Here is a 19,985-nt window from a genome sequence, read left to right on the forward strand (position 1 = left end):
CCGAGATTAGTCACCTTCAGCAGCAGCTCTGAGACAACTCGCACACACGAACCCAGCTTTTTCAAGAGATGTCAACATCGATACGTAGGCAGATCGCATAAACAGGCACAGACAGGTCGTTTACTTCGGAACCCCCAAATTGTCAACGTACACACGACAAGTTGCGGCTCGTGTGCATATTCGGGAATCGGATTCTGACAACGCGTACCCCCAGGGGGATGGGAGAACTCTCAGGTTGTTATTGGCTGCTCACCGCTTCTTCCAGAGTTATACTCCCACCTGTGTCTAAACCACGTTCGTGCTCCGTGTCATAGTCCTTGACGTACTGTACTTCCTCCTCAGATAGCCCGAACATCGGACCAATGAGGTCGTCCACATCGTCAACTATGGGTTTGAGCTCAACAGCTCGCTCGAAGACCTGCCGGATATTCCCGACGAAGCGGTTCTCCATGGCCTCCCACAATCGATCTGCCACTTCCTCAATCTCAGATGCATGCTCTTCAAGCGTTTCATCATCCGGCATAGGGAACGCCTGGGTCTCCATCCAGTCCATATTTCTGCCGTTCTTGTACGCCATCCAGTAGACGTAGTATAGCGAGGATTGGAGGGAGATGAAGGCTATTTTTCGCTTCAAATCAGAGTCAAAATACATCTCATACATGCTCGTTGGCGTGTCTCCCTGCGGGTAGAGGTCTTCGAGCATCGGGTGAATCCAGTAACCTGCTCCACGACGACGCCACATTAGATTATCATAGCCGTCTCCAGATTCTTTTTCTGACGATTTTTTATACTCGTCACCCAAGAACCGAGATTGGTTCTTTAACTTCTCAAGAATGCTACGAGTCGTTGCGTCCCCAACCTTTGGAATTGAGTATTGTTCACCGGACCCGATTCTCTCACCTAGATGAAGACCCTCAGTATCCTCATAACTGAGGTCAGACATAACCTCCTCCCTGGTTTCCGCTGTAAATCTCACAAAGCGCGTTGTTTCCATCGTCCCGTTATCTCCCTCAACCCGCTTCCCAGAAACAATCGCGGGCCTAGGTTGCGCATCTGCGAAGAGTTGACTAGGTCGGTTAGCAAAACAGGCCATTCTGGCATCGTTCAGTTTATTCGAAACTAACTCTTTTGTCGGTGCTTGCGCCTTTTCGTACGCAATTGCCAACGTAACAACGTTTCCGAACTGGCCTCCCTCGGCAAGTAGATCCAATTGCCGTTCAACAAACTGGGACGCTACTTCGTTCACGCCTCCTGTCTTGTAGGTCGACACCAGATTCTTGTCAGGTTCCGAGAGGACATCTCCATACGGTGGATTTCCAACGATGATATCAAATGATACCGACAAGTCATCTTCTGCTACTTCGGGGAATTCCACAGGCCAGTGGAACGGTGTTCCGAGTGAGCGTTCAATATCCCAGGTAAGCGGCCGCCTTGTGAGAGTCAACGAAAAGTGATCATCAACGAGTTCAAGGAGATTCTCCCGCAGTGCCTCTCTCTGATTAACTTCTCCGGGAGTCTTTTCGAAATCCTCGACATCCAATGTGGCGGACTTATTCGGTTCACGCCACTCCTGCCACTCGAACCCCATCTCCTCAAGTATCTCCTTATCGTCATCGCTTAGCCCTTCTCCGCTCTCTCTTCGAACTCTGACTTGTGGAATCTTCAGATGGGCCGGGTTGGAATCAGGAACCGCGTCAAGAAGATTCTCGAGGGCACCTCGTTCCTCAATGGTGGCGGTGAATTCACCATCCAATTCGTCAACATACTCCTGATTTAGAACCGGCCGGATTTCAGAGTCTAAGAGGTCTTCTGCTTCCTGGATGCTACTGAAGTCTCCATCCCTGTATTCTTCTCGAAGGTCCTCAACCAGATCGATGTCTTCCCCAAAGTCGGTTATGTTTGTATTTGGGTCCTCTGCGTTGATTGGGTAGCCCACAAGGGAATTGCCCGATTTGATATTGACATCGATATTTGGTAACCGTCCAAATGACTCATCCCAGCGGTTCTCCTCTAGAATCTTCAGCCAAGTGCGCAGCTTGGCGATTTCTACCGCAATCTCGTCAACGTCAACACCGTAAATCGAGTTTAGGGCCAGATCAGATTTCAGATTATATTTGTATTTGTCAGAAATCGAACTTCCTCCTTCGATACCACGCTTAAGTGACAATTGGGCTCGAAAAACCTCGTCCATTGCCGTAGTGAGGAAGTGGCCACTACCACAAGCAGGATCCAGTATATCAATCGACGCAAGAGCCTCCACTGCTTCCTCAATTGCATCTTCCGCGTCCGGTCGACCGAACCAGCCCTTCCCATCCTCCACATCTAGAAGTAACTCCTCGAGAGAGAGTCCATCGGCGTATTGGCGGACTTCCTCCGAACTAGCAATCTCTGCGGCCTCTAACTCTGTGGCAAAGCAGTCAATCAGTGTCTCTCGGATTTTTGGGTCAATCGACTGCTCTACGATTATTTGAGTTGCGTCAGTAGGGGTATAGTACGCTCCCATATCCTCCTGCGTTTTCCCCTCCTCTATGTGGTTAATCGTTTTCTCGAAAACGCTTCCGAGCAGGGCAGGGTCAATCTCCCCATCGAGATCTAACTCATGACCTTCAATCAGGTCCTTGATTAGTACCGGGAGAATTCGGTCATCAACATCGTATCCCAGCTCTCGGTCGAGGGCTGGATAGAACAGCCCACCATTGAGATAAGGGACATCAGAGAACCATTTATTATCGTCTCTGTATCTCGGCTTCCGCTGTCCTTTAGGGGTGTCCAAAAGCCCATAGATTATAGGTTTGATTTGGCTTTCATAGAGCCCTCCACCTAGCTCTTCAGAGTTCTCCGAATAATGGCTAACACGCGATCTAAGGAACCCTTCACTAAGCACATTATTTTCTTCAAGGAACTTTATAAACAGCAAGCGGTTTGTCAGACGAATTGCAAAGAGCCGTTTTTCATCATCGGTTGCGCCATGGGGTGTTCGGATTGTATTGAATAGCGTTGTCTCATAATTGAACCCCTCAGAATCACTTTCCCCGAACAACAGCTCAATATAGAGGTCGAAGAATTCGTCTACGTCCTGCTTACGTCGGTCTCGGAGCCTCTTTGGGGCCTCTTTCGTAATGAACCGATTCAGGGTAGATTCTTCAAAGGCTTCGACGAAAGCTTCGATTGAGTCGTCCCCGGCAGTTCCCTCGTCATCTGAGTAGTCCGTGATAGAGCCAACTAACCCCTCTCTGCTGGCAATCTCAGCCATTGCTGGGCGCAGATTCGCACTCTTTAGCACAACATAGTCCGTCGAGTCCCCCATTGTCTCAATTTTAATCAGCTGCCACTCTATTCCGTCCGTGGCGATTCCATAATCAGGACCCAGTGACTTTCTGTCGAGGTATTCCTCAATATCGGATATCGCGTCGTCGAGATTATTCGGCGTCTTATTTTCGCCGAGGACCTCTTTACCTAGATTCGTGATCTCGAAATCTGGGAGGCTTTGTTTATTTCCTGACCCGAATGGCCGGACTTCTTTTTCAAGAGAAACGGCCTCAATTAGAGGCCAAATCAAATTGTCTTCTGTCCAAGCCTCTGGACCATGTCCTAATTCGGCCCGGGTGATATTGGTCTTCTCTCCCCGTAGAATCCGTTCAAAGTCGTGGCTTCCAACCTCTGACTCAAGATTACGAAGGAATTGGGTTAGAACATCTTCTACCTCAGTGGCCTCAGCACTACTCATATCAGCATCCGAGTCACCAGCCGGTTAAATAAATACTGCACCACCATCCGTCTTTAGCTAATACTCATGGTAATACTATCTAGCCGTGATCTTCGATCGAATTTCGCTCGTACCCCTCGCCAAAACGCCGAAGACACCAATTCTCAGCGTTTCTTATCATCTGGTTTCACGATGAACAGCGTCTCACCGGCTGAATTGGCCTTCCCAATACCTTTAGTTATATTCCCAGCTTTGAATATTACTATCAGTCTTAGCTAAAGACGAATGATCAGGCTGTTCAGAGCTACTCGTTCTTTTCTGTTTCCTCACCGGGTTGCTGAACGATCTCGCTGAGCGACTGGACGAGTTTGACAGCGTTCTCGTAGCTCGTGACGAACGTTCGAAGCATCGCTAACGTGGTGGAAGGAACACCTGTGTTGAGTTATAATCCATCGTGAATGACGCTTAGACAGTTAGGAAATTGATGTTACGGCCTAACGAGAGGAGCGTACGCACACTATTGAGTGGTTGTGAATATCTCCATGACACGCTGAATCTACGTAATTGCATGAATGGAGAGGGTGCCATACAATGGTTCTCAACAGATATTATTCACGCCATATGTATTAAACAAAGTCAATGAGTGGCGAAACTACAGGATCATACACGAATTGAGAGCTGTATAATCGTCAGGTAGAGGGTGTGAGTCGTATTCTATGACACGCTGTGAATGGGACGTAATGACAAAACCTGCGTGTTTTGTTTTCACTTCCACCACACTGGGCATAGATACTTAGTAATCGAAATCAGTCAGTATAATAAATGGTACCCGTCGAAACAGACCCCCTACCGGGTACGAGGCTCCCACAAGAAGGGGAGACGCCGGCGACAGTACTCGCCATTCCGGGACCGGTGGTGAAGCAGTACGACGTTCACGACGTCGTTGCTGATGCGATCGAGGCTATCGGCCCTGATATCATCATCGCTACACCACCGAACTCGACACATGTCGCCCTTCCACCAGTGACGAGGATTACTGATATTCCGGTCGTCGACCCGAGTCGGTCTGCCAGCTATCATGCCGTGGGGGGTTCGGGCGTTCTCTTTGCGATGGTCCCCACGCCAGACCACTTGCCACCGACGCCGACGGACGTTCCCCGAGAAACGGGGGGAAGCGGGGGATTCGCAGGGTTGGAACACTGCTATCTCGTGAGCAACTGTCTTGAGTTGACTATCGACCCGCATCACCGCGAAACCCGGCTTGAGGGGATCGATGAATATCTCGACTCCCTGCCAGATGGCTGGCTCGACGAGTCGCTAATTACACATGTCTCAACCGGGCTTCGAGCAGAGTACCAGGCGCGATACGAGACGGCGACAGACACCTATCCAATTCATGGTGCTGGCCCGCCGACTAGTTCTGTCGGCGCTGCTATCGACGAGAACGAACGCCCACTCATCGAATTGTCAGTCTACTCGAACGGGGCTATCAGGGTCGAGACGCACGACCCGACGAACTTCGGGCTTCAGGGACTCGAGGGAATCGGGCCGACGAAAGCCGAGCGGCTTCGAGATCACGGATTCAACTCTCGTGACGCGATTGCGGGGACGACGCCAAAGGCGCTCGCCAAGATTCGCGGGTTCGGTGAGAAGACGGCGACGGCAGTTCATAAATCGGCGACGGCTATCGCGACCGGCGAGGTCGTTCCGAGAGACGGTGGGACGCTTCCGAACGGCGACCCGGTGTTCATCGATGTCGAAACCAACGGCTTCAATGGCGAAATAGCATGGCTGGTTGGCGTTCTCGACGGCGGGAGTGAGGAAGGACACTATCTCCCGTTCCGCCAGCAGGAGCATGACGACCCAATCGGACACGTCGATGCGTTTATGTCGTGGTTGACTGGCGTAGCAGGAGGGCGACCCGTGGTCGCCTGGAACGGCTACGGTTTCGACTTCCCTATCATCAAACGCCACCTCGAGCGAGATGCTCCGGAATGGGTCGACGATTGGGAGAGTCGCTATCAGTTCGACCCGCTGTACTACGCTACGACGCAAGGACACGCCACATTCCCGGCCCGGAGCAACCGGCTAGAGGCCGTCGCCGCAGCACTTGGATGGGAGTCGACGACGACTGGCGTTGATGGTGGTACAGCTGCGAGAGAGTACAATACGTGGCAACAGACTGCGAACCAATCGGACGGCTATCAGCCGGATTGGGATCGCCTTGAGGCCTACTGCGAAGACGATGTACGGGCGTTAGCAACGGTTTATGAAGCACTTCAGGATGCCAGTCGCCGGCCCCCGGGAACAGAGATGCCGAAGAATCGAACGGGTGAACAGAGTAGACAAGGTTCGCTTTCGGACTTCTCGTAATATCCATGAGCCGCAACGCACCACAACGTGACGATGTCCTCTCCGAGGAGGCGTTGAAGGAATCATTCCCGGATTATTCCGGGCAGGTAACCGCGAGTGAACACGTACCAGCACGGGATGCAGATACTGTCCCTGCCGAGGAGATCATCCGAGACGAGCTCGCCAACCAACTCGATAATGATCTGTACCGGCATCAGGCGAAGGGCCTCAAGGCACTCGCCGACGATGAAAACATCGTAGTGACGACGTCGACGTCTTCCGGGAAGACTCGCATCTACGCACTCCAAATAGCCCGGAATCAGTTAGACAACCCCGACGCGACGGCACTGTGTATCTACCCGATGAAAGCACTGACTCGGGATCAAGAGAGGACACTCAACGACCGCCTCGCCGAGTGGGATGTTGATACCCGGACGGAGGTCTACGATGGAGACACGAAGCGGGACCGCAAACGAGATATCCGGAGCAATGCCGACACGATCCTAACGAATCCTGCAGGACTGAACGTCTACCTTCCGCGGCACAATACCGACAGCGGATGGTCGCGGTTCTACAATAATCTGGAGCTCATCGTAGTCGACGAGGCTCACCAATACTCCGGCGTCATGGGTACTCACGTTGCCTGGATCCTTCGCCGACTTCGCCGGCTATTGAAATACTACAATGCGGACCCGCAATTCGTCTTAACGACGGCGACCATCGGAAACCCTGCTGAACACGCCACACGGCTCACAAGTGAGGAGTTCACCGTTATCGACGAGGATGGGTCACCACACGGTGAGCGTGACATCGTCCTGTGGAAGCCGCCGATAGATGAGGAGGCGTTTCGTGAAGCTGAGGAATACAACATGGATCCCTCGGAGGGCGGACTCGAAGAGTTCCGTATCTCTACGGGGGAGGAAGCCGCAAAGGTCACGGCCCATCTTGCTATCAACAAGCGGCAGACGCTCCAGTTCTGTTCGGCCCGGCAAGGGACAGAGATTGCCGCCCAAAAAATCGGTGGTGCCGCCCGGGATCATCCCCGGGGTTACTACGTCGATACGAAGGCCTACCATGGCGGGCTCGGGAAGCGCACCCGGAGAGGGATCGAAGCACAACTCCAAGATGGTGTTGTCGACGCGGTCGCCTCAACAAACGCACTTGAGCTTGGCATCGACATCGGCGGGATCGACGCGACGGTCACGAGTGGCTATCCAGGCACCCGACAATCATTCTGGCAGCAAATCGGACGTGCCGGTCGTGGACAAACCGACGCACTTTCGGTGTTGGTCGGCGGCGCTGACGCGATGGATTCGTACATTCTCGACAATCCGTCGTATCTCTTCGAAGACGATGTCGAGGACGCGGTCGTTTCTATCGAGAACGAACAAGTCTACGCAGATCACCTGTGCGTCGCCGCGAAGGAACGACGATTAACTGACGAAGACGCCGGGATACTCGGCGAAGAGGATCGACTTTCCGAGATGGTGTCGATGTGGCAAGAAGCTGGCGTCCTTGAACGTGGCGTCGATCTCGAGAACGGCGTTCACTACACGGGTGATACGCGGCCAGAAAGCCGTATTTCGATTTACGACACCAGCGGGCGGCAGTACATCGTTAACTGCATCGATGGCGAGATAGACCATGACCCCGTCGCGAAAGAGCGTGCCTACCGCGACTACCACAAGGGCGCACTCTTTCTGCACGACGGCGAACAGTATGAGGTCGTGGAGGTCGAACATGATGCTCGGACCCCGCGAATCCTAGTCGAAGAACGGACAACAGGGCGCTATACACAAACACTGTCTGATAAACGTATCTCGAACCTCCGTCCAGAGATGTCCCAAGACCTCGGCAACGGCTACAAATTGTGGTTCGGTCGTGCCAACGTCGATATCGACTACGCACAATATCTTGTTCACAACATCTCAACCGGCGAAGTCGAAAGCGGACCGCACCCAACTGGATCGCCGCCGTTGTCGCTGGACACCGAGCTCATGTGGGTTTCGCTCCCCAGCGACCATCTTTCCACCACGATTAGCAGACTTGATGAGCCGCTTCTGCAACCGACCAAACACGCCGAAGAAGACACAGGACTCACCGAACCAGAGCAATACACCTACGCTGGCGGTATTCATGCTGCCGAGCACGGAATCATCCAACTGGCTCCGCTCGAGTTGATGATTGATAATAGTGATATCGGCGGGCTCTCAACGCCCAGACACCCGGATGAACGAATCCCTGGACCGGTGTGGTTCGTCCACGACGGCATCGACGGCGGGATCGGATTCTCCCGGGCTATCTACAACAATTTCGAGAATATCGCTGAACGCACCTACGACCACCTAGACACCTGTGATTGTCAACGACGGCGTGGGTGTCCACTCTGCGTTATGTCTGAACACTGTGGGAATCAGAACGATCCGCTCGACCGTGTGGTCGGGCGACAAATTCTCGGTGATGTCATGGACCGATTGTGATATCATCTCGGGTACACACTATTTGACACCTTACCGGGGAAATAACGGTTCAGAGATACGAGGGCTTTCCAGAAGGAGGTGAGCCCGTAGTACGGCTTCAGGCCGTACTCGTCGAAATTGAGGTAGGCATCGAACTCGTGGCACTGCGTCTCGAGGAATTGCTGAGAGGCCACTTAGACCACCTCCCCCGTAGATAGATGATGTGTGGGATTGGCAGCAGTCTCGAGCGATGTGCTGAGACGGCTCTTAGCAGAAGGTTCAACACGCTTGAGGGAGTCGTCACGCACGCTCGATCACCTCCGTCGTTTCGTCACCGGTGATCGGATCTGTAAATCGGAGCAGTGCGCCGCAGAGGGCCAAGAATTTTTTCGAGTGCTCGATGTTGATGAGGAGGGGGTTGTGGATGATTACATGAGAGCCGCTGAGCGCGTCCCAGAGAAAGAACTGCAGTCGGATGAAGGAGAAGTACACGGTCGGTGAGAAGTAACCCGTCGGCGGTGCCTCGCGTACGCACGCCCGCTTATTGAGCCGAGGGATAGGGGGGAGAAGAAGTTCAAAGACAGTTTTAAGAAGAATACCAGAATGTCAAGTAATCATGACTGACTACTATCTTGCAGTCTGTACTGGTGGCCATCTTATCGATTCAGAACAGGTCCAAACTGTGCGAGAACGACAGTTCGACATGGAAGATATGTTTGATTTCGATGAATCTACTGAACCAGACTATGAGATCTCATCTGATTACTGTCCTGATTGCGGCGGCAAAGTACTAACAGAATGTCGAAACTGCCAGTCGAATATCCAAATAGAGTACAATGGACCACCTTATCCGAATTTAACCCATATCCCTGATTTCTGTGACAGCTGCGGCGAATCATACCCATGGGTCGATCCGGTAGAGTCGGAAAAACAACGCGAGGGTGATTTCATCGAGATTGATGACACAGATATTGATGGGCATTTCTATCCAGAGCTCGTCTACGAAATCAACCTCTGCTACAGAGTGAAAGCTGATCAAGCAGTTCTGGTTCTCAACCGAAAACTGATTGAAAACCTAATCGTCGATATCCTGCGCTCTGTGTTCTCTATGGATGAAATAAAACTATTCTACGACATCGATAACAACAGAACACACCGGCTCTCAAAGCTGATCGATAATATGAAATCACGGCGTTCGGAGATCGAAAAGTACGGACCATCTCTTGACGAAGACTTCTTCCGAGCAGTTGATGACCTGAAGTATCGAGGCGACGCATCTGCACACACGATCGAGGACAATCCTTCGCAAGAAGACCTGGAATCGAAATCCGAGCTAGCTACAGACGTCGCAAAAATCCTGTTCCGCCTCCGGACCGAAGCGAAAACAGCTCACCGGACCCACTGAACCCAACCAGGCTTATGTGGATAGTCAGAATACCAATTAGTAATGAGTCAGGACAGCTTCGCTGAAGCGATTACCGGCGTTGTAGCCGGTGGTGGTCTGCTCGCAGTGGTATTATACGTCTTATCTCATACCGCACAGAGCACATACGTCAGTCCAGCGCTGGCCGGTGGCGCGTCCGGGTTTCGGTCTGGGTTGATGATTTCTCTCTCGCTGGCGGTCATACTGGTGGGTGCGACCGGGTACATCCTGTCATCGCTGTCATCACCTCGATGAACCGCCGCGCCGTGAGAACGGGATATAGTGCTCGGCCTCTTGCGTCCCATACTTGTTTCACGCTCTCATTGGATAGCAGGATTTCCATCGAGTCAACGGAGCAGTTGTTTCTTTCTTCCAGATAATTCAGTCTAATTCAATACCGATTGATGACGAGTGACCGTCGCTCTCTCGAACCACTTGACCTTGAGGAAGGTTCAGTACTTCACGAAGCTGGTTAGTTGAAAATCTGCTTGCATGAGGTGAGTCTACTATCGGGCAAGCAGATGATGCAATCCACGTCTACGAGGACCAGCTTTGTGAAGTACTGAAACTTACTTGTCTCGTGGGTACTAAACACTAGAAACTCAATGGTCGAGATTCCCGATTCCCTTTGCTCTCTGTTCAGCGCTCCAATCGAAGAGCGAAATGGAACGTACGTTGTTGAAATTCCCTCGAGTGAAGTCGATCATGAAGCGTTATCAGCCGACGAAACATATCGCGTAGCGATTCTTGAGTCTCCTGCCTCAACAGAGTCATCGGTGCAACAGAAGACACAGCAACCTCCTTCTCGGGAAGCCGTGAGCCGCGCCCCATCGGGACCTCCTGTCGAGGAAGGCGAAGTACGCGATGTAACAATCGAGACTGTCGGCGATCAGGGCGACGGCATTGCAAAAGTCGAACGTGGCTACGTCGTGATCGTCTCTGGAGCCCAACCAGGTGACGAGCCTACCATCGAAATCGAGCAGGTTCAGAAGAACGTCGCATTTGCAAGTGTTGTCGATAGCGATCCACGAGCACTGTGAAAGTCCAGCCAGATAGCCGAGGACTTGATCTGTTCACCTAATCTGCTTACGCCGGTGATCTTTGTGCGCCTGAGTGGGTGAGGCGCATACTCGTGTGCCTCGAGGCCACGAATGAGCACAGATCGACCACCCGAGAGCGACCCGCATCGAGATAGACTGACAAACGAGTACACGAGCGACCGCGATCGCAGCTATCCAGGGGACGTTGCTCGACTGAACGGACACGAACTCGTCGCGATCGATGAATGGCTGCCGGGCACAGAGCCAACACCGTACGAAATCGACCTCACCGATGGCTACGAGTATCGGACACGCTACTGGCGCTGCAGGAAATGCGGCCAAGAGCGCAACCATCGCGACGAGTTCACCGTCCCCTGCGACAACCCCCAGCCACCGACCGCACTCGAGGCAGGTGGCTACTCGATCGACGACCCACGAACGCGCCGTGCACTGAACGAGAAGTTGGACGTCCGCTTTGCGACAGTGGGCCCGATCTATGAAGTCGAGAGTGAGAGCGGGAATACCTACAAGGTCGATATCGAGGCAACAACGTGTACCTGTCCTGATTTCGAGCAGCGCCAGCCGGATAACGGCTGCAAGCATCTTCGCCGTGTCGACCTCGAGATCCGTACTGGACTTGTCCCTGCGCCGGATGGCACGTTCAGCCGCTGACTGTCGAGTGATCTCGTTACTCGAGACGATTTGTATCCCCCGAAGGGGTGCGGGGGCTCGAAGAGAGTCCGCCGCAGCAACCCATGAGACAACGAGAGACAGCAATCGCGTCAACAGACACTGAAACAACTCAGTTCCTGAATCGAGGGATCGCCAGATGACCGATCGCGACGAGTGCCGAATGCCGACGTGTTCGGAACCTGCTCGCGATCGGACAGGGTATTCTGGTCGGTTCTGTTCGGACAGCTGTGAGGTCCGCTACGAGCATCTCCAAGCGGACGCTCGAGATGCTGCAGTGGACGAAGCCGAGGATCGGTACTGATGCTCGAGCAAATCGATCACCGTGGCAAGCGCTTCACGATTGGCAACGAGGACAGTGTCGACGACGTCGCTCGTGAACGTCGCCGGCGAGCCGAACTGCTCGAACGACAGGTTCAGCGCGAGATCCATGAACTCGAGCGTGCGAAGGCAGTTGCTGGACCTGACAGTACAGATTCTGATATTGAAGTGCTCGACCAGCGGCACGGAACGTAGGGGGACGGAGGACACACCGTATTTCCTGAGAAAACAGGAATGAAACTCCCCCTTCACAGATAGTTGAGGCCCCACTCACACAGAGTTCACTCTGCTCGCGGTGTGTCTCGAGTGTCGGAAAGCGATACGTCCGGTGAATCGAGGACGAAGATCAGCACCGGACGGGACTGAGGGTGGGCAATGATTGGATTCGGACAATGTCGCGCGCAGTGGATCACGCGACAGGTGATATATCCGATGTCTTCATTATCAATCTCTTCCCGATTTCCAGTTACATGGACGCGACCGCGCGCGTGTCACGATCATTGCCAGTCAAGAGAACACACTGAGAGTTCCGTTCTCAAATCGAGTACTCTTCTGCCAGTTCAACCAGGTCGTAGACGTGAATCCCAGTTTTGAACCAGAGCACCCGCTCGCTCGTATCACCGAAATCATCATTCGAGCAGTCTAACTGTTCGGAGACTGCGACAAGGAGATTCTCAGCATCTGCCTGGCGTATTTTCTTCAGCTTCGACTCGAGATACTCGGGTGTCCAGAATCCGATGATCTCGAGAATCGCTCGCCGGCCATCCGGGTGCTCGATCGCGAAATCGGGGATCATCACCTCATCACCAAGGTCAAACACATCGTTTTCGCGTAGTAACTCCCAGTCCGTGGTCGCTCGCTCCCATTTCTGGGCGAGTGTCTGCTCGAGATCGCTATCGAACTGCCTGCCAGTACTGTAGTGTGAATCGAGTCCGTCACTGTCGTCCAGTCTGAGTTGCCGTGTCTCACCCGCTGTCTCATCAATAAGTACTGTGGCAGTCATCTCCCAGCGGTCACAGAGGGGCAATGCTGGCAGAAAGTTCGCCAACCGGATGCCGTACTTTTGCGATTGAGAGAACAACGACGCTGGACCGTCAAGTATGGCCTCGTAGCCATCGGCATGATCGGTTCGTTCGACACGCTTGCCATCAGAATCGATCGGATAGATCCGATGCATCAGTCCGAAGAGTTTGACGTAGCTGAATACCGTCCCGAAGTGATCCCAGACACGGATCCGCATCTCGGTCGCATCGTAGAGGACTGCCTGGGCGAGCGCAAGATTGTAGCGAGTGACCAGCCAGTCGACCGTCAGATCAGTGTGTTCATACTCGCCGTCACTACTGCCAGCCAGTGTCGTCGTTGTGGTCGATTGCTCGCCAGCACCGGCATACTGGTCAGCGGTCCGCGTGCCGATCTGGACAAGTCGTTTGTTCTCCTCGAGGTCAGCATACATCCCGCGGTAGCACGCTTCGAGTGAGATACCCAACTCATCAGCAACTGCACTATACACCTCTATCTTCTGTGTGTCGTCGCCGAGTGTGGGTTGGCGAACAACTGGATACCGCTCGTTCGCTTTCTCGAACAGGCGCTGGCGGATCTCACGAGGCTCAACTGGAGACATGACTTCGAACTCACACTCGTCCAGAAGCAGTTTCGCCAGCCCTTGGACGATCTTGTAGTCGGTATCGGCCACAGTGAGTTCGTCGATCGCGTCTTCGAGATCGCCTTTCGGCTCACCGAGATGGGCATCGAACAGCGCAATGAGTTCGCGTGCCGTCTCTCGGTAGTTCTCATCCGTTGGATCGATAAACAGCGGCTTGATTGCATCGCCGGTGGTACGAGAGCGAGCCAGATCAGCCGTCAGCATTCGTCGTCACCCCTTGTCGGCGCTGTTGGGACACGTACGTTTCCATCGTGTCTGCCGTGATGATCTCGTAGAGGCGTGCCGGCTGGCGGTCATCTGTCGGCCGGAGGATGCGCCCAAGCCGCTGGGCATACTGTCGTTTCGAAGCGCTTCCCGACAAGATAATTCCCACGTTCGCAGCGGGAACATCAATCCCCTCATCGAGCACCTGTGACGTTGCCAGCATCGAGTATTCGCCAGTCCGAAACCGCTCGAGAATCTCGGTGCGCTCGTCCGTCTTCGTTTGATGGGTGATGCAGGGGACGATAAATTCCTGAGAGATTTCGTAGGCGAAGCCATTGTCCGCAGTGAAGATAATCGCGCGGTCGTCGTGGTGGCGTTTGAGCAGGTTGTCGAGCGTCTCGAGTTTTTTCTCTGCCGTTCGAGCGATGCGTTCGGCGCGCTGCTTGGCGATGAGTGCCCGCCGTCCCTTCGGATCGTAGGACGTCCGTTTGAGGAACTCCTGATAACCCTCCTCTTTCCAGAGGTCGAACTCGTGGCTATCGACGTAGTCGCGATAGAGCTGGTACTCCTCGTTGTATGTCTCCCGTTCCTCTGCCGTGAGCTCGACAGACATGTGGATGGTTTCGTACTCGCTGAGGTACTCGCCAGCGAGTTCGTCGACAGCCTCTTCATAGACAACCGGACCGATGAGATCCTCGAGGAGTTCATGCTTTCCGTCAGGCCGTTCGTAGGTAGCGGTCAGTCCCAGCCGATACGGTGCAATCGTCATCTCGGGAATCTGCCGGTAGGTCGGCGCCGGCAGGTGATGTTCTTCGTCGACGACGAGTAAGCCGAACTGGTCGCCGTATTCGTTGATGTAGCGGTAGGCACTATCGTAGGTAGTGACGGTGATCGCGGTGACCTCGTGGCTGCCGCCGCCGAGAACGCCGATCGGATCTGTGAGTTGATCGCCAAAGGCGTTGGTGAGTGTGGCGTGCCACTGATTCATCAGGTCAATCGTCGGTGTCACGACAAGCGCACTCACGCCAGTGTCAGCGATTGCCTGCAGTCCAAGAAAGGTCTTCCCGCTGCCAGTCGGGAGAACAACACTCCCTCGACGGCCATGGTCGATCCAAGCGTCGAGGGCGGCCTGCTGGTAGTCACGTGGCTCGATGTGGAGTGCTGGCGTAAGATCGAGGGTAGGATAGACCCGCGCGGTGTCTTCGAGAGCGTGAGCGAACCCGTCCTGAAGCGTTGCCTGCTCGTTTCCGTCCGACCAGGCGCCTACCCATTCGAGGAGGGATCGATATCGATATGCTTGCGTTCGGTACTCGTCGACGCGGTCGTCCCACTCCGCATAGGGGATATCGTCTGGGGCATCACGGAGTAGGAGCGTCCCGTCGTCGAATTCGACTCGCATTCAGTGTATATACAGAGGTCCCCGACCGGATTCAATATGTGGGTTTCTTGGGTTCCATTGAGGCATTCGTCCGTCTTGTCCTTCTACAAACAGGCGAGTGCCTTGGTGCTGGACTCCGAGAGGGGTCACGGTTGTGGATAGCCCAGTCAGGAGCCACGGTTGTTAGCGGCCGAGCCAGTACTGCCAGTCTGCAATCGCTTGTTCTGTGTCACGACCGGCTTCGAGAGGTTCCAGTTGCTCTAGCGGCACGCCAAGTTCTCTGTCCATCCACTCTATCGTCACGAACATCTGGCTGAGAGTCGGATCTGTCGGGGACATTCCAATCACGCGTATCGTTTCGCCTTCTTTGAGGGGAGACTCCTCTCGCTCGGTGACACAACGCGCTTCAAACGGGAAGTCCATCGTATCGTCCAGATAGGTGTACCATCCCCACGCCTGCTCTTCTGGACTGTAGGTGTCGACGATGATACGCATCTTGATGCGCTCTTCCCGCTCTTCGTCCTTCTCGGTCCATGTCATATGATGCTCGGGTAGGGGGTGGCAGAAACCACTTGCCAACCAATCCAAGAGACGCTCGATCCGCCCGTAGAACAGATCTGAGTCACTGGACAAGGTTAACCGACGTGCACGCTATCGACGAGCTGAACTGCTCGAGCGACAGGCTCAGCGAGAGATCCGTGAACTCGAGCGTGCGAAAGCAGTCGCTGGATCAGACAGTACCGGTTCTGATGGTGAGTGTTTGACCGATGAAACGGAAGGTTCTGAAATGAGGGGGCCCACCATGTCCGCATAATTGTGTAAAGCTCGTTGAGGACAAGCACCAAGGCTTCACCTTGGGGTCAAGTGATTCGAGGGAGCAACGCTCTCTCGTCATCAATCGAAATCGACGATTTCACAGACATCACGAATTGCTGATTCGCTTAGTCACGGAAGACCGGAGGTCGTCTGAACGACCCCGAAGCACTCGCCTTGTTCATCCGTAGAGTGGGGAGTAGAAGTCCTTGTGGTGAGTAGCTCCCCCTCCCCACCGTGTCCGCATAATTCCTCCGAAGAGAGCAATAGTAAGAGAACAACACAAGAGGGACCCCCCACCGTGTCCGCATAATCTATCCGCAAGAGTGTCAGACGGTCCGCACTACAGCGGTTTTCATTATATCATATTGTTATACTAGTTGGATTTTCGCTAGTGCGGATTTGGTTGTGCCAGATTTAACTTAGTTCTTTCTCTTCCCTAGAGCCTTCGCTGGTTCTACGTGAAGCAGGGGTTCTTTCTCACAAGATTATGCGGACACGATGGGGTGTGGGGGTATACAAAGAATCGAGTATGCGGACACACTGGACACACCGGACACGGGGGTTTATGATCACTCATTACATTGCTTCCACATGTAATGTCCGGCGACGGAGCGAATTCATCTGATACGGGCCTCAACAGCAATCCATACGGCAGTACAGTCGAGATATTTTCTGATGAGTCTGTCTTGAAAGAGGACTGGCAACCTGAGAAACTCCCAGAGAGGGAAAAAGAACTCGATGAAATCCGGAATGCGCTCGCCCCTGCAACACGCGGTGTTAACGCTCACAATCTATTTCTCTATGGTAAAACAGGTCAAGGTAAAACAGTCGCCATTGATCACGAACTTGATCTCCTAAACGAGTATGCGAACTCTCAGGACGATTTGGAATTAAGCGTCATCAAAACCAGCGCGAACAATCAATCAACATCCTACCAGCTCGCTGCACACCTCATCAAGGAAATTCGTGACGGGTCTAAGAAGCCGAGCGGCATCGATCAACAGAGCATGTTCGACCTGCTCTATGATGAATTACGCGGCCTCAATGAAACAATCATTATTGTCATTGATGAGATCGACTCGATTGGCAGCAATGATGATCTTTTATACGAACTTCCGAGGGCCAGGAAGAACGGCCATCTTGAGGACCAATGGATTTCTGTTATTGGGATCAGCAATGATCTAGAGTTCCGTGACAATCTTTCTCCAAAAGTCAAAGATTCACTGTACGATAGCGAGATAGAGTTCGCACCATACAACGCTAATCAACTCACGAGTATTCTAGAACGCCGAGCCGAACGTGCATTTGTCGACGGCGTTCTTGATGGCGATGTCATCCCACTCTGCTCAGCATTTGCCGCTCAAGACGAAGGCAGTGCCCGGCAAGCAATCCGATTGCTGTACAAGGCAGGAGAACTCGCCCTAAACAACGATAATGAAGTAATTCATGAATCACATGTTCGCGAAGCACGTGATATCTTAGAACGAAAGCGAATCGAAGAAGGAATGCGGAGTCTGACGACACAGGACCAGCTAGCGTTGCTTTCTGTGGTTGCCCTCGAGATAGACGAAGAAACACCGGCACGAACACGACAAGTCTATCAGAAATACAAGGATATCGCTGCTATTCTCGATTCAAATCAGCTTGTCGAACGACGGGTTCGCGATCACTTGCAATCTCTCGGGATGCAGGGGTTCCTTATCGTGGAAACACGGAACCGGGGGATTCAGGGCGGATCACACTATCGCTTTGAGGTGAAAACTGATTTGGAGGCAACATTAGATATTCTTGGAGAAGATAACCGGATTGATGATGTTGTTGAGGATTTAACAGACATCGCGACTGCCAAAAATCTCGTCTGAATAACTGCGGCTATGATCTCCTCTTGACGTTTTATCAGCGAGTGGCGCTACTCTTGATTTTCCTATAAATTCACTGATGGAAATGTTCGGACGTCCGTATTCTATTTTGGCTAGTAACACTGGACAGTATTACTGACCAGCAATACTGTCTTGTCTGGCTAGTATTTTTATATCGGGAGACCATCTGCTTAGCGTGTATGATTCCGTATACAGTCTGGTCCGAGGCGGGTGGCGTCGGAAAGACGACGCTTGCGGCTAACCTCATGCGTGCGCACGCGAATCAAGGAATGAAAGTTCTCGGGATCGATATGGATCCGCAGGATGGCGGCCTAACCAATCACTTCGGTCTCGATGATCTGAAAGCTGATAGCGAGGCTGACAATCTCGTGCTCCATATGGTCGACCGACCACGAGGCGATTTTCATGACCTCATCCAGTCGACTGAAGGCGTCGATCTCGTTCCAAGCCACAATAATCTCGGCAACCTTGCTGATCTCCTCGCGACGGCCAAGGAACTCGAGGACCAGACGAGTCTCGAGGGGGAGTTTGAGAAGGAAAAGCAGCTCCGACGGGTCCTCGTCGACGCTGGTGTCCCATCAGAATACGACGTTATCATCATTGACCCACCAGCGTCTGAGGGACAACACCTGTACAACGCGGTTTACGCAACGTCGAACCTTCTCATCCCCTTCGAACCATCTCCGAAAGGCGAACGGAGTGTTCAGGGCCTCCGTGATGTGGTGAGCGGCCTCGAGACTGAACTCGGAGATATCGACGTCGGTGTTCTCGGTGCCGTCCCGAACAAGGTCAAGGGGACGAACGTGAACCAGAAATATCTCAATGCACTCGAGGAGGAGTCGCTACCGATCGCCCCTGTGTCGATTGGCGAGCGTGGATCGATGCTTGGTGATGCGTGGGACAACCAAGTGTCGATCTACGAACTCGCGGAGAACGATGACTACCGCGATCTTCGCGATTACGAAGAACCGACGCTCGAGAAGTTTGACGAGCTAGCCGAATTCATTGCCGATCAATTTGCGACGACAGAGGTCACAGCATGAAATCTGGTGGCCAAAACCCGTTTGCTGACGAGACTGAGCAGAGTGACCAACCAGAGGAACAGGAAGAAGAAGTCAGTACTACTGGCCAGTCAGAAGAACAAGAAAATATTGTCGGTAATACTGGTAATACTGATCAGTCTGACCAGGATGGTGGGCAAAAAGATGCAGTCAGTAATACTGGACAGACTGACCAGGTCGATCAGGAAGAAAACCCGGCGCAGTCTGCAAGTAATACCAGTCAGTTTGACCGATCAGACTTACCACGAATAGTTGTTAGAGACTCAGTCAAAGAGGACCGTGATGGGGGTGTGCACCAACTGTTCGTCTACCAGGATACCGAGGATAAAGAGAAACAGGCACGCCGCGACCTCGAGGACCGATTTGACGATGATCTCTACAAGCTCGATGCTCGGGAAGCGATATACCTCGCCGGGATGCGAAATTTAGACGATGCCGAAAATATCCTCCGCGAGTGGGGTATGGATTTCTAACACTTTCTTTTCCTTAGACCGGCCAATCCGAAAGCTGACTGTGATGTGACTTGAGCACACCGTCATCGTGTCGCAACACCGATGAGGATCCCCCTTGTCAGAAGTGGCGTATCGAAGGTGGCAATCCCGATTACAGCAAGGCAGAATGTGAGGACGCCAGCAGTATCNGGCGTATCGAAGGTGGCAATCCCGATTACAGCAAGGCAGAATGTGAGGACGCCAGCAGTATCGACTGGACTTGCAACTATTCCTCGAGAAGAAGAAAACCCGACGCCATCAGAGAGTAATACTGATCAGTTTAACTGATCAGACTTACCCAAAACACCGTTAGGGGATCTGTCAAAGCAGGTCGTGATGGGGCGTGCATCAGCTGTTCGTCTACCAAGATATCGAGGACAAAGAGAAACGGACATGCCTCGATTTCGAGCGCGGATCGCGCCGACTACTCCTCGTAGGCGAGGTTCATGATCCACTGCGAGAAGGCGTCGCTGTTAGGATCAATCTCTTCCTCGCCGACAA

General features: G+C 53.0%; 17 protein-coding genes and 2 pseudogenes. 12 read left to right on the forward strand and 7 right to left on the reverse strand.

All coding sequences use genetic code 11. The features are described 5' to 3' along the window. Positions 1-238: 238 nt before the first annotated feature. The gene (locus C476_RS16690; RefSeq protein ID WP_008015134.1) at positions 239-3,727 is read right to left on the reverse strand and encodes an Eco57I restriction-modification methylase domain-containing protein; all 3,489 of its coding nucleotides are present in this window, start codon (positions 3,725-3,727) and stop codon (positions 239-241) included. 801 nt (positions 3,728-4,528) lie between these two features. Here C476_RS16690 and C476_RS16695 point away from each other — a divergent pair. The 3 genes and pseudogenes from C476_RS16695 to C476_RS16700 all read left to right on the forward strand — a co-directional run bounded on the left by C476_RS16695 (position 4,529) and on the right by C476_RS16700 (position 8,538). Then, entirely contained in the window at positions 4,529-6,079 is a 1,551-nt protein-coding gene (locus C476_RS16695; RefSeq protein WP_083857098.1) for a ribonuclease H-like domain-containing protein, read from the forward strand. A gap of 5 nt (positions 6,080-6,084) precedes the next feature. Next, positions 6,085-6,774 (forward strand): annotated as a pseudogene (locus tag C476_RS19575) (DEAD/DEAH box helicase); the annotation flags it as partial. A gap of 153 nt (positions 6,775-6,927) precedes the next feature. Next, positions 6,928-8,538 carry a DEAD/DEAH box helicase gene (locus tag C476_RS16700; protein ID WP_241430518.1) on the forward strand — a complete coding sequence of 537 codons (1,611 nt, stop codon included), beginning with the start codon at positions 6,928-6,930 and terminating at the stop codon, positions 8,536-8,538. A 2-nt stretch (positions 8,539-8,540) separates the two neighbouring features. Here the strand turns inward: C476_RS16700 and C476_RS19950 are convergent, their stop codons facing one another. Together C476_RS19950 and C476_RS16705 are read right to left on the reverse strand one after the other, a co-directional pair. Next, the gene (locus C476_RS19950; RefSeq protein WP_449289263.1) at positions 8,541-8,711 is read right to left on the reverse strand and encodes a DUF7845 domain-containing protein; all 171 of its coding nucleotides are present in this window, start codon (positions 8,709-8,711) and stop codon (positions 8,541-8,543) included. A 106-nt stretch (positions 8,712-8,817) separates the two neighbouring features. Beyond that, positions 8,818-9,009, reverse strand: a complete 192-nt coding sequence (locus C476_RS16705; RefSeq protein ID WP_008015137.1) for a hypothetical protein — start codon at positions 9,007-9,009, stop codon at positions 8,818-8,820. Positions 9,010-9,133: 124 nt separating this feature from the next. On the opposite strand from C476_RS16705, the gene C476_RS16710 reads away from it, so the two are divergent. The 5 genes from C476_RS16710 to C476_RS16725 all read left to right on the forward strand — a co-directional run bounded on the left by C476_RS16710 (position 9,134) and on the right by C476_RS16725 (position 12,186). Further along, entirely contained in the window at positions 9,134-9,922 is a 789-nt protein-coding gene (locus C476_RS16710) for a DUF2321 domain-containing protein (protein WP_083857099.1), read from the forward strand. Positions 9,923-10,545: 623 nt separating this feature from the next. Then, a complete protein-coding gene (locus C476_RS16715; protein WP_049912041.1) occupies positions 10,546-10,980 on the forward strand; it encodes a TRAM domain-containing protein in 435 nt (144 codons plus the stop codon). Positions 10,981-11,091: 111 nt separating this feature from the next. Next, a complete protein-coding gene (locus tag C476_RS16720) occupies positions 11,092-11,652 on the forward strand; it encodes an SWIM zinc finger family protein (protein ID WP_008015142.1) in 561 nt (186 codons plus the stop codon). 157 nt (positions 11,653-11,809) lie between these two features. Then, a complete protein-coding gene (locus C476_RS19070) occupies positions 11,810-11,974 on the forward strand; it encodes a hypothetical protein (protein ID WP_008015145.1) in 165 nt (54 codons plus the stop codon). After that, positions 11,974-12,186 (forward strand): hypothetical protein, encoded by a 213-nt coding sequence (locus C476_RS16725; RefSeq protein WP_008015147.1) that lies wholly within the window; start codon positions 11,974-11,976, stop codon positions 12,184-12,186. Before C476_RS19070 ends, C476_RS16725 begins: the two co-directional genes overlap by 1 nt. 340 nt (positions 12,187-12,526) lie before the next feature. Here C476_RS16725 and C476_RS16730 read toward each other — a convergent pair whose 3' ends face one another. The 3 genes from C476_RS16730 to C476_RS16740 form a co-directional block, all read right to left on the reverse strand. Next, on the reverse strand, positions 12,527-13,858 hold the full coding sequence (locus C476_RS16730) for a DUF790 family protein (protein WP_008015148.1): 1,332 nt from the start codon (positions 13,856-13,858) through the stop codon (positions 12,527-12,529). Beyond that, positions 13,845-15,257, reverse strand: a complete 1,413-nt coding sequence (locus tag C476_RS16735) for a DEAD/DEAH box helicase family protein (protein WP_008015151.1) — start codon at positions 15,255-15,257, stop codon at positions 13,845-13,847. Before C476_RS16735 ends, C476_RS16730 begins: the two co-directional genes overlap by 14 nt. 162 nt (positions 15,258-15,419) lie before the next feature. After that, complete coding sequence (locus tag C476_RS16740; protein ID WP_049912044.1) at positions 15,420-15,776, reverse strand: calcium-binding protein; 357 nt, start codon at positions 15,774-15,776, stop codon at positions 15,420-15,422. Positions 15,777-15,861: 85 nt separating this feature from the next. Between C476_RS16740 and C476_RS19580 the strand changes: the two genes are divergently transcribed. The 4 genes from C476_RS19580 to C476_RS16755 all read left to right on the forward strand — a co-directional run bounded on the left by C476_RS19580 (position 15,862) and on the right by C476_RS16755 (position 19,466). Further along, entirely contained in the window at positions 15,862-16,050 is a 189-nt protein-coding gene (locus tag C476_RS19580; protein ID WP_152418249.1) for a hypothetical protein, read from the forward strand. A 598-nt stretch (positions 16,051-16,648) separates the two neighbouring features. Beyond that, positions 16,649-17,914, forward strand: a complete 1,266-nt coding sequence (locus C476_RS16745) for a Cdc6/Cdc18 family protein (RefSeq protein WP_008015156.1) — start codon at positions 16,649-16,651, stop codon at positions 17,912-17,914. A 197-nt stretch (positions 17,915-18,111) separates the two neighbouring features. Beyond that, complete coding sequence (locus C476_RS16750; RefSeq protein ID WP_008015157.1) at positions 18,112-18,975, forward strand: ParA family protein; 864 nt, start codon at positions 18,112-18,114, stop codon at positions 18,973-18,975. Continuing rightward, entirely contained in the window at positions 18,972-19,466 is a 495-nt protein-coding gene (locus tag C476_RS16755) for a hypothetical protein (protein WP_083857100.1), read from the forward strand. Before C476_RS16750 ends, C476_RS16755 begins: the two co-directional genes overlap by 4 nt. A 442-nt stretch (positions 19,467-19,908) precedes the next feature. On the opposite strand, the pseudogene C476_RS18090 reads toward C476_RS16755, so the two are convergent. Further along, positions 19,909-19,985, reverse strand: a pseudogene (locus C476_RS18090) (helix-turn-helix transcriptional regulator); the annotation flags it as partial.

Source organism: Natrinema limicola JCM 13563, from assembly GCF_000337475.1.
In the GTDB taxonomy this organism is placed as follows: Archaea; Halobacteriota; Halobacteria; order Halobacteriales; family Natrialbaceae; genus Natrinema; species Natrinema limicola.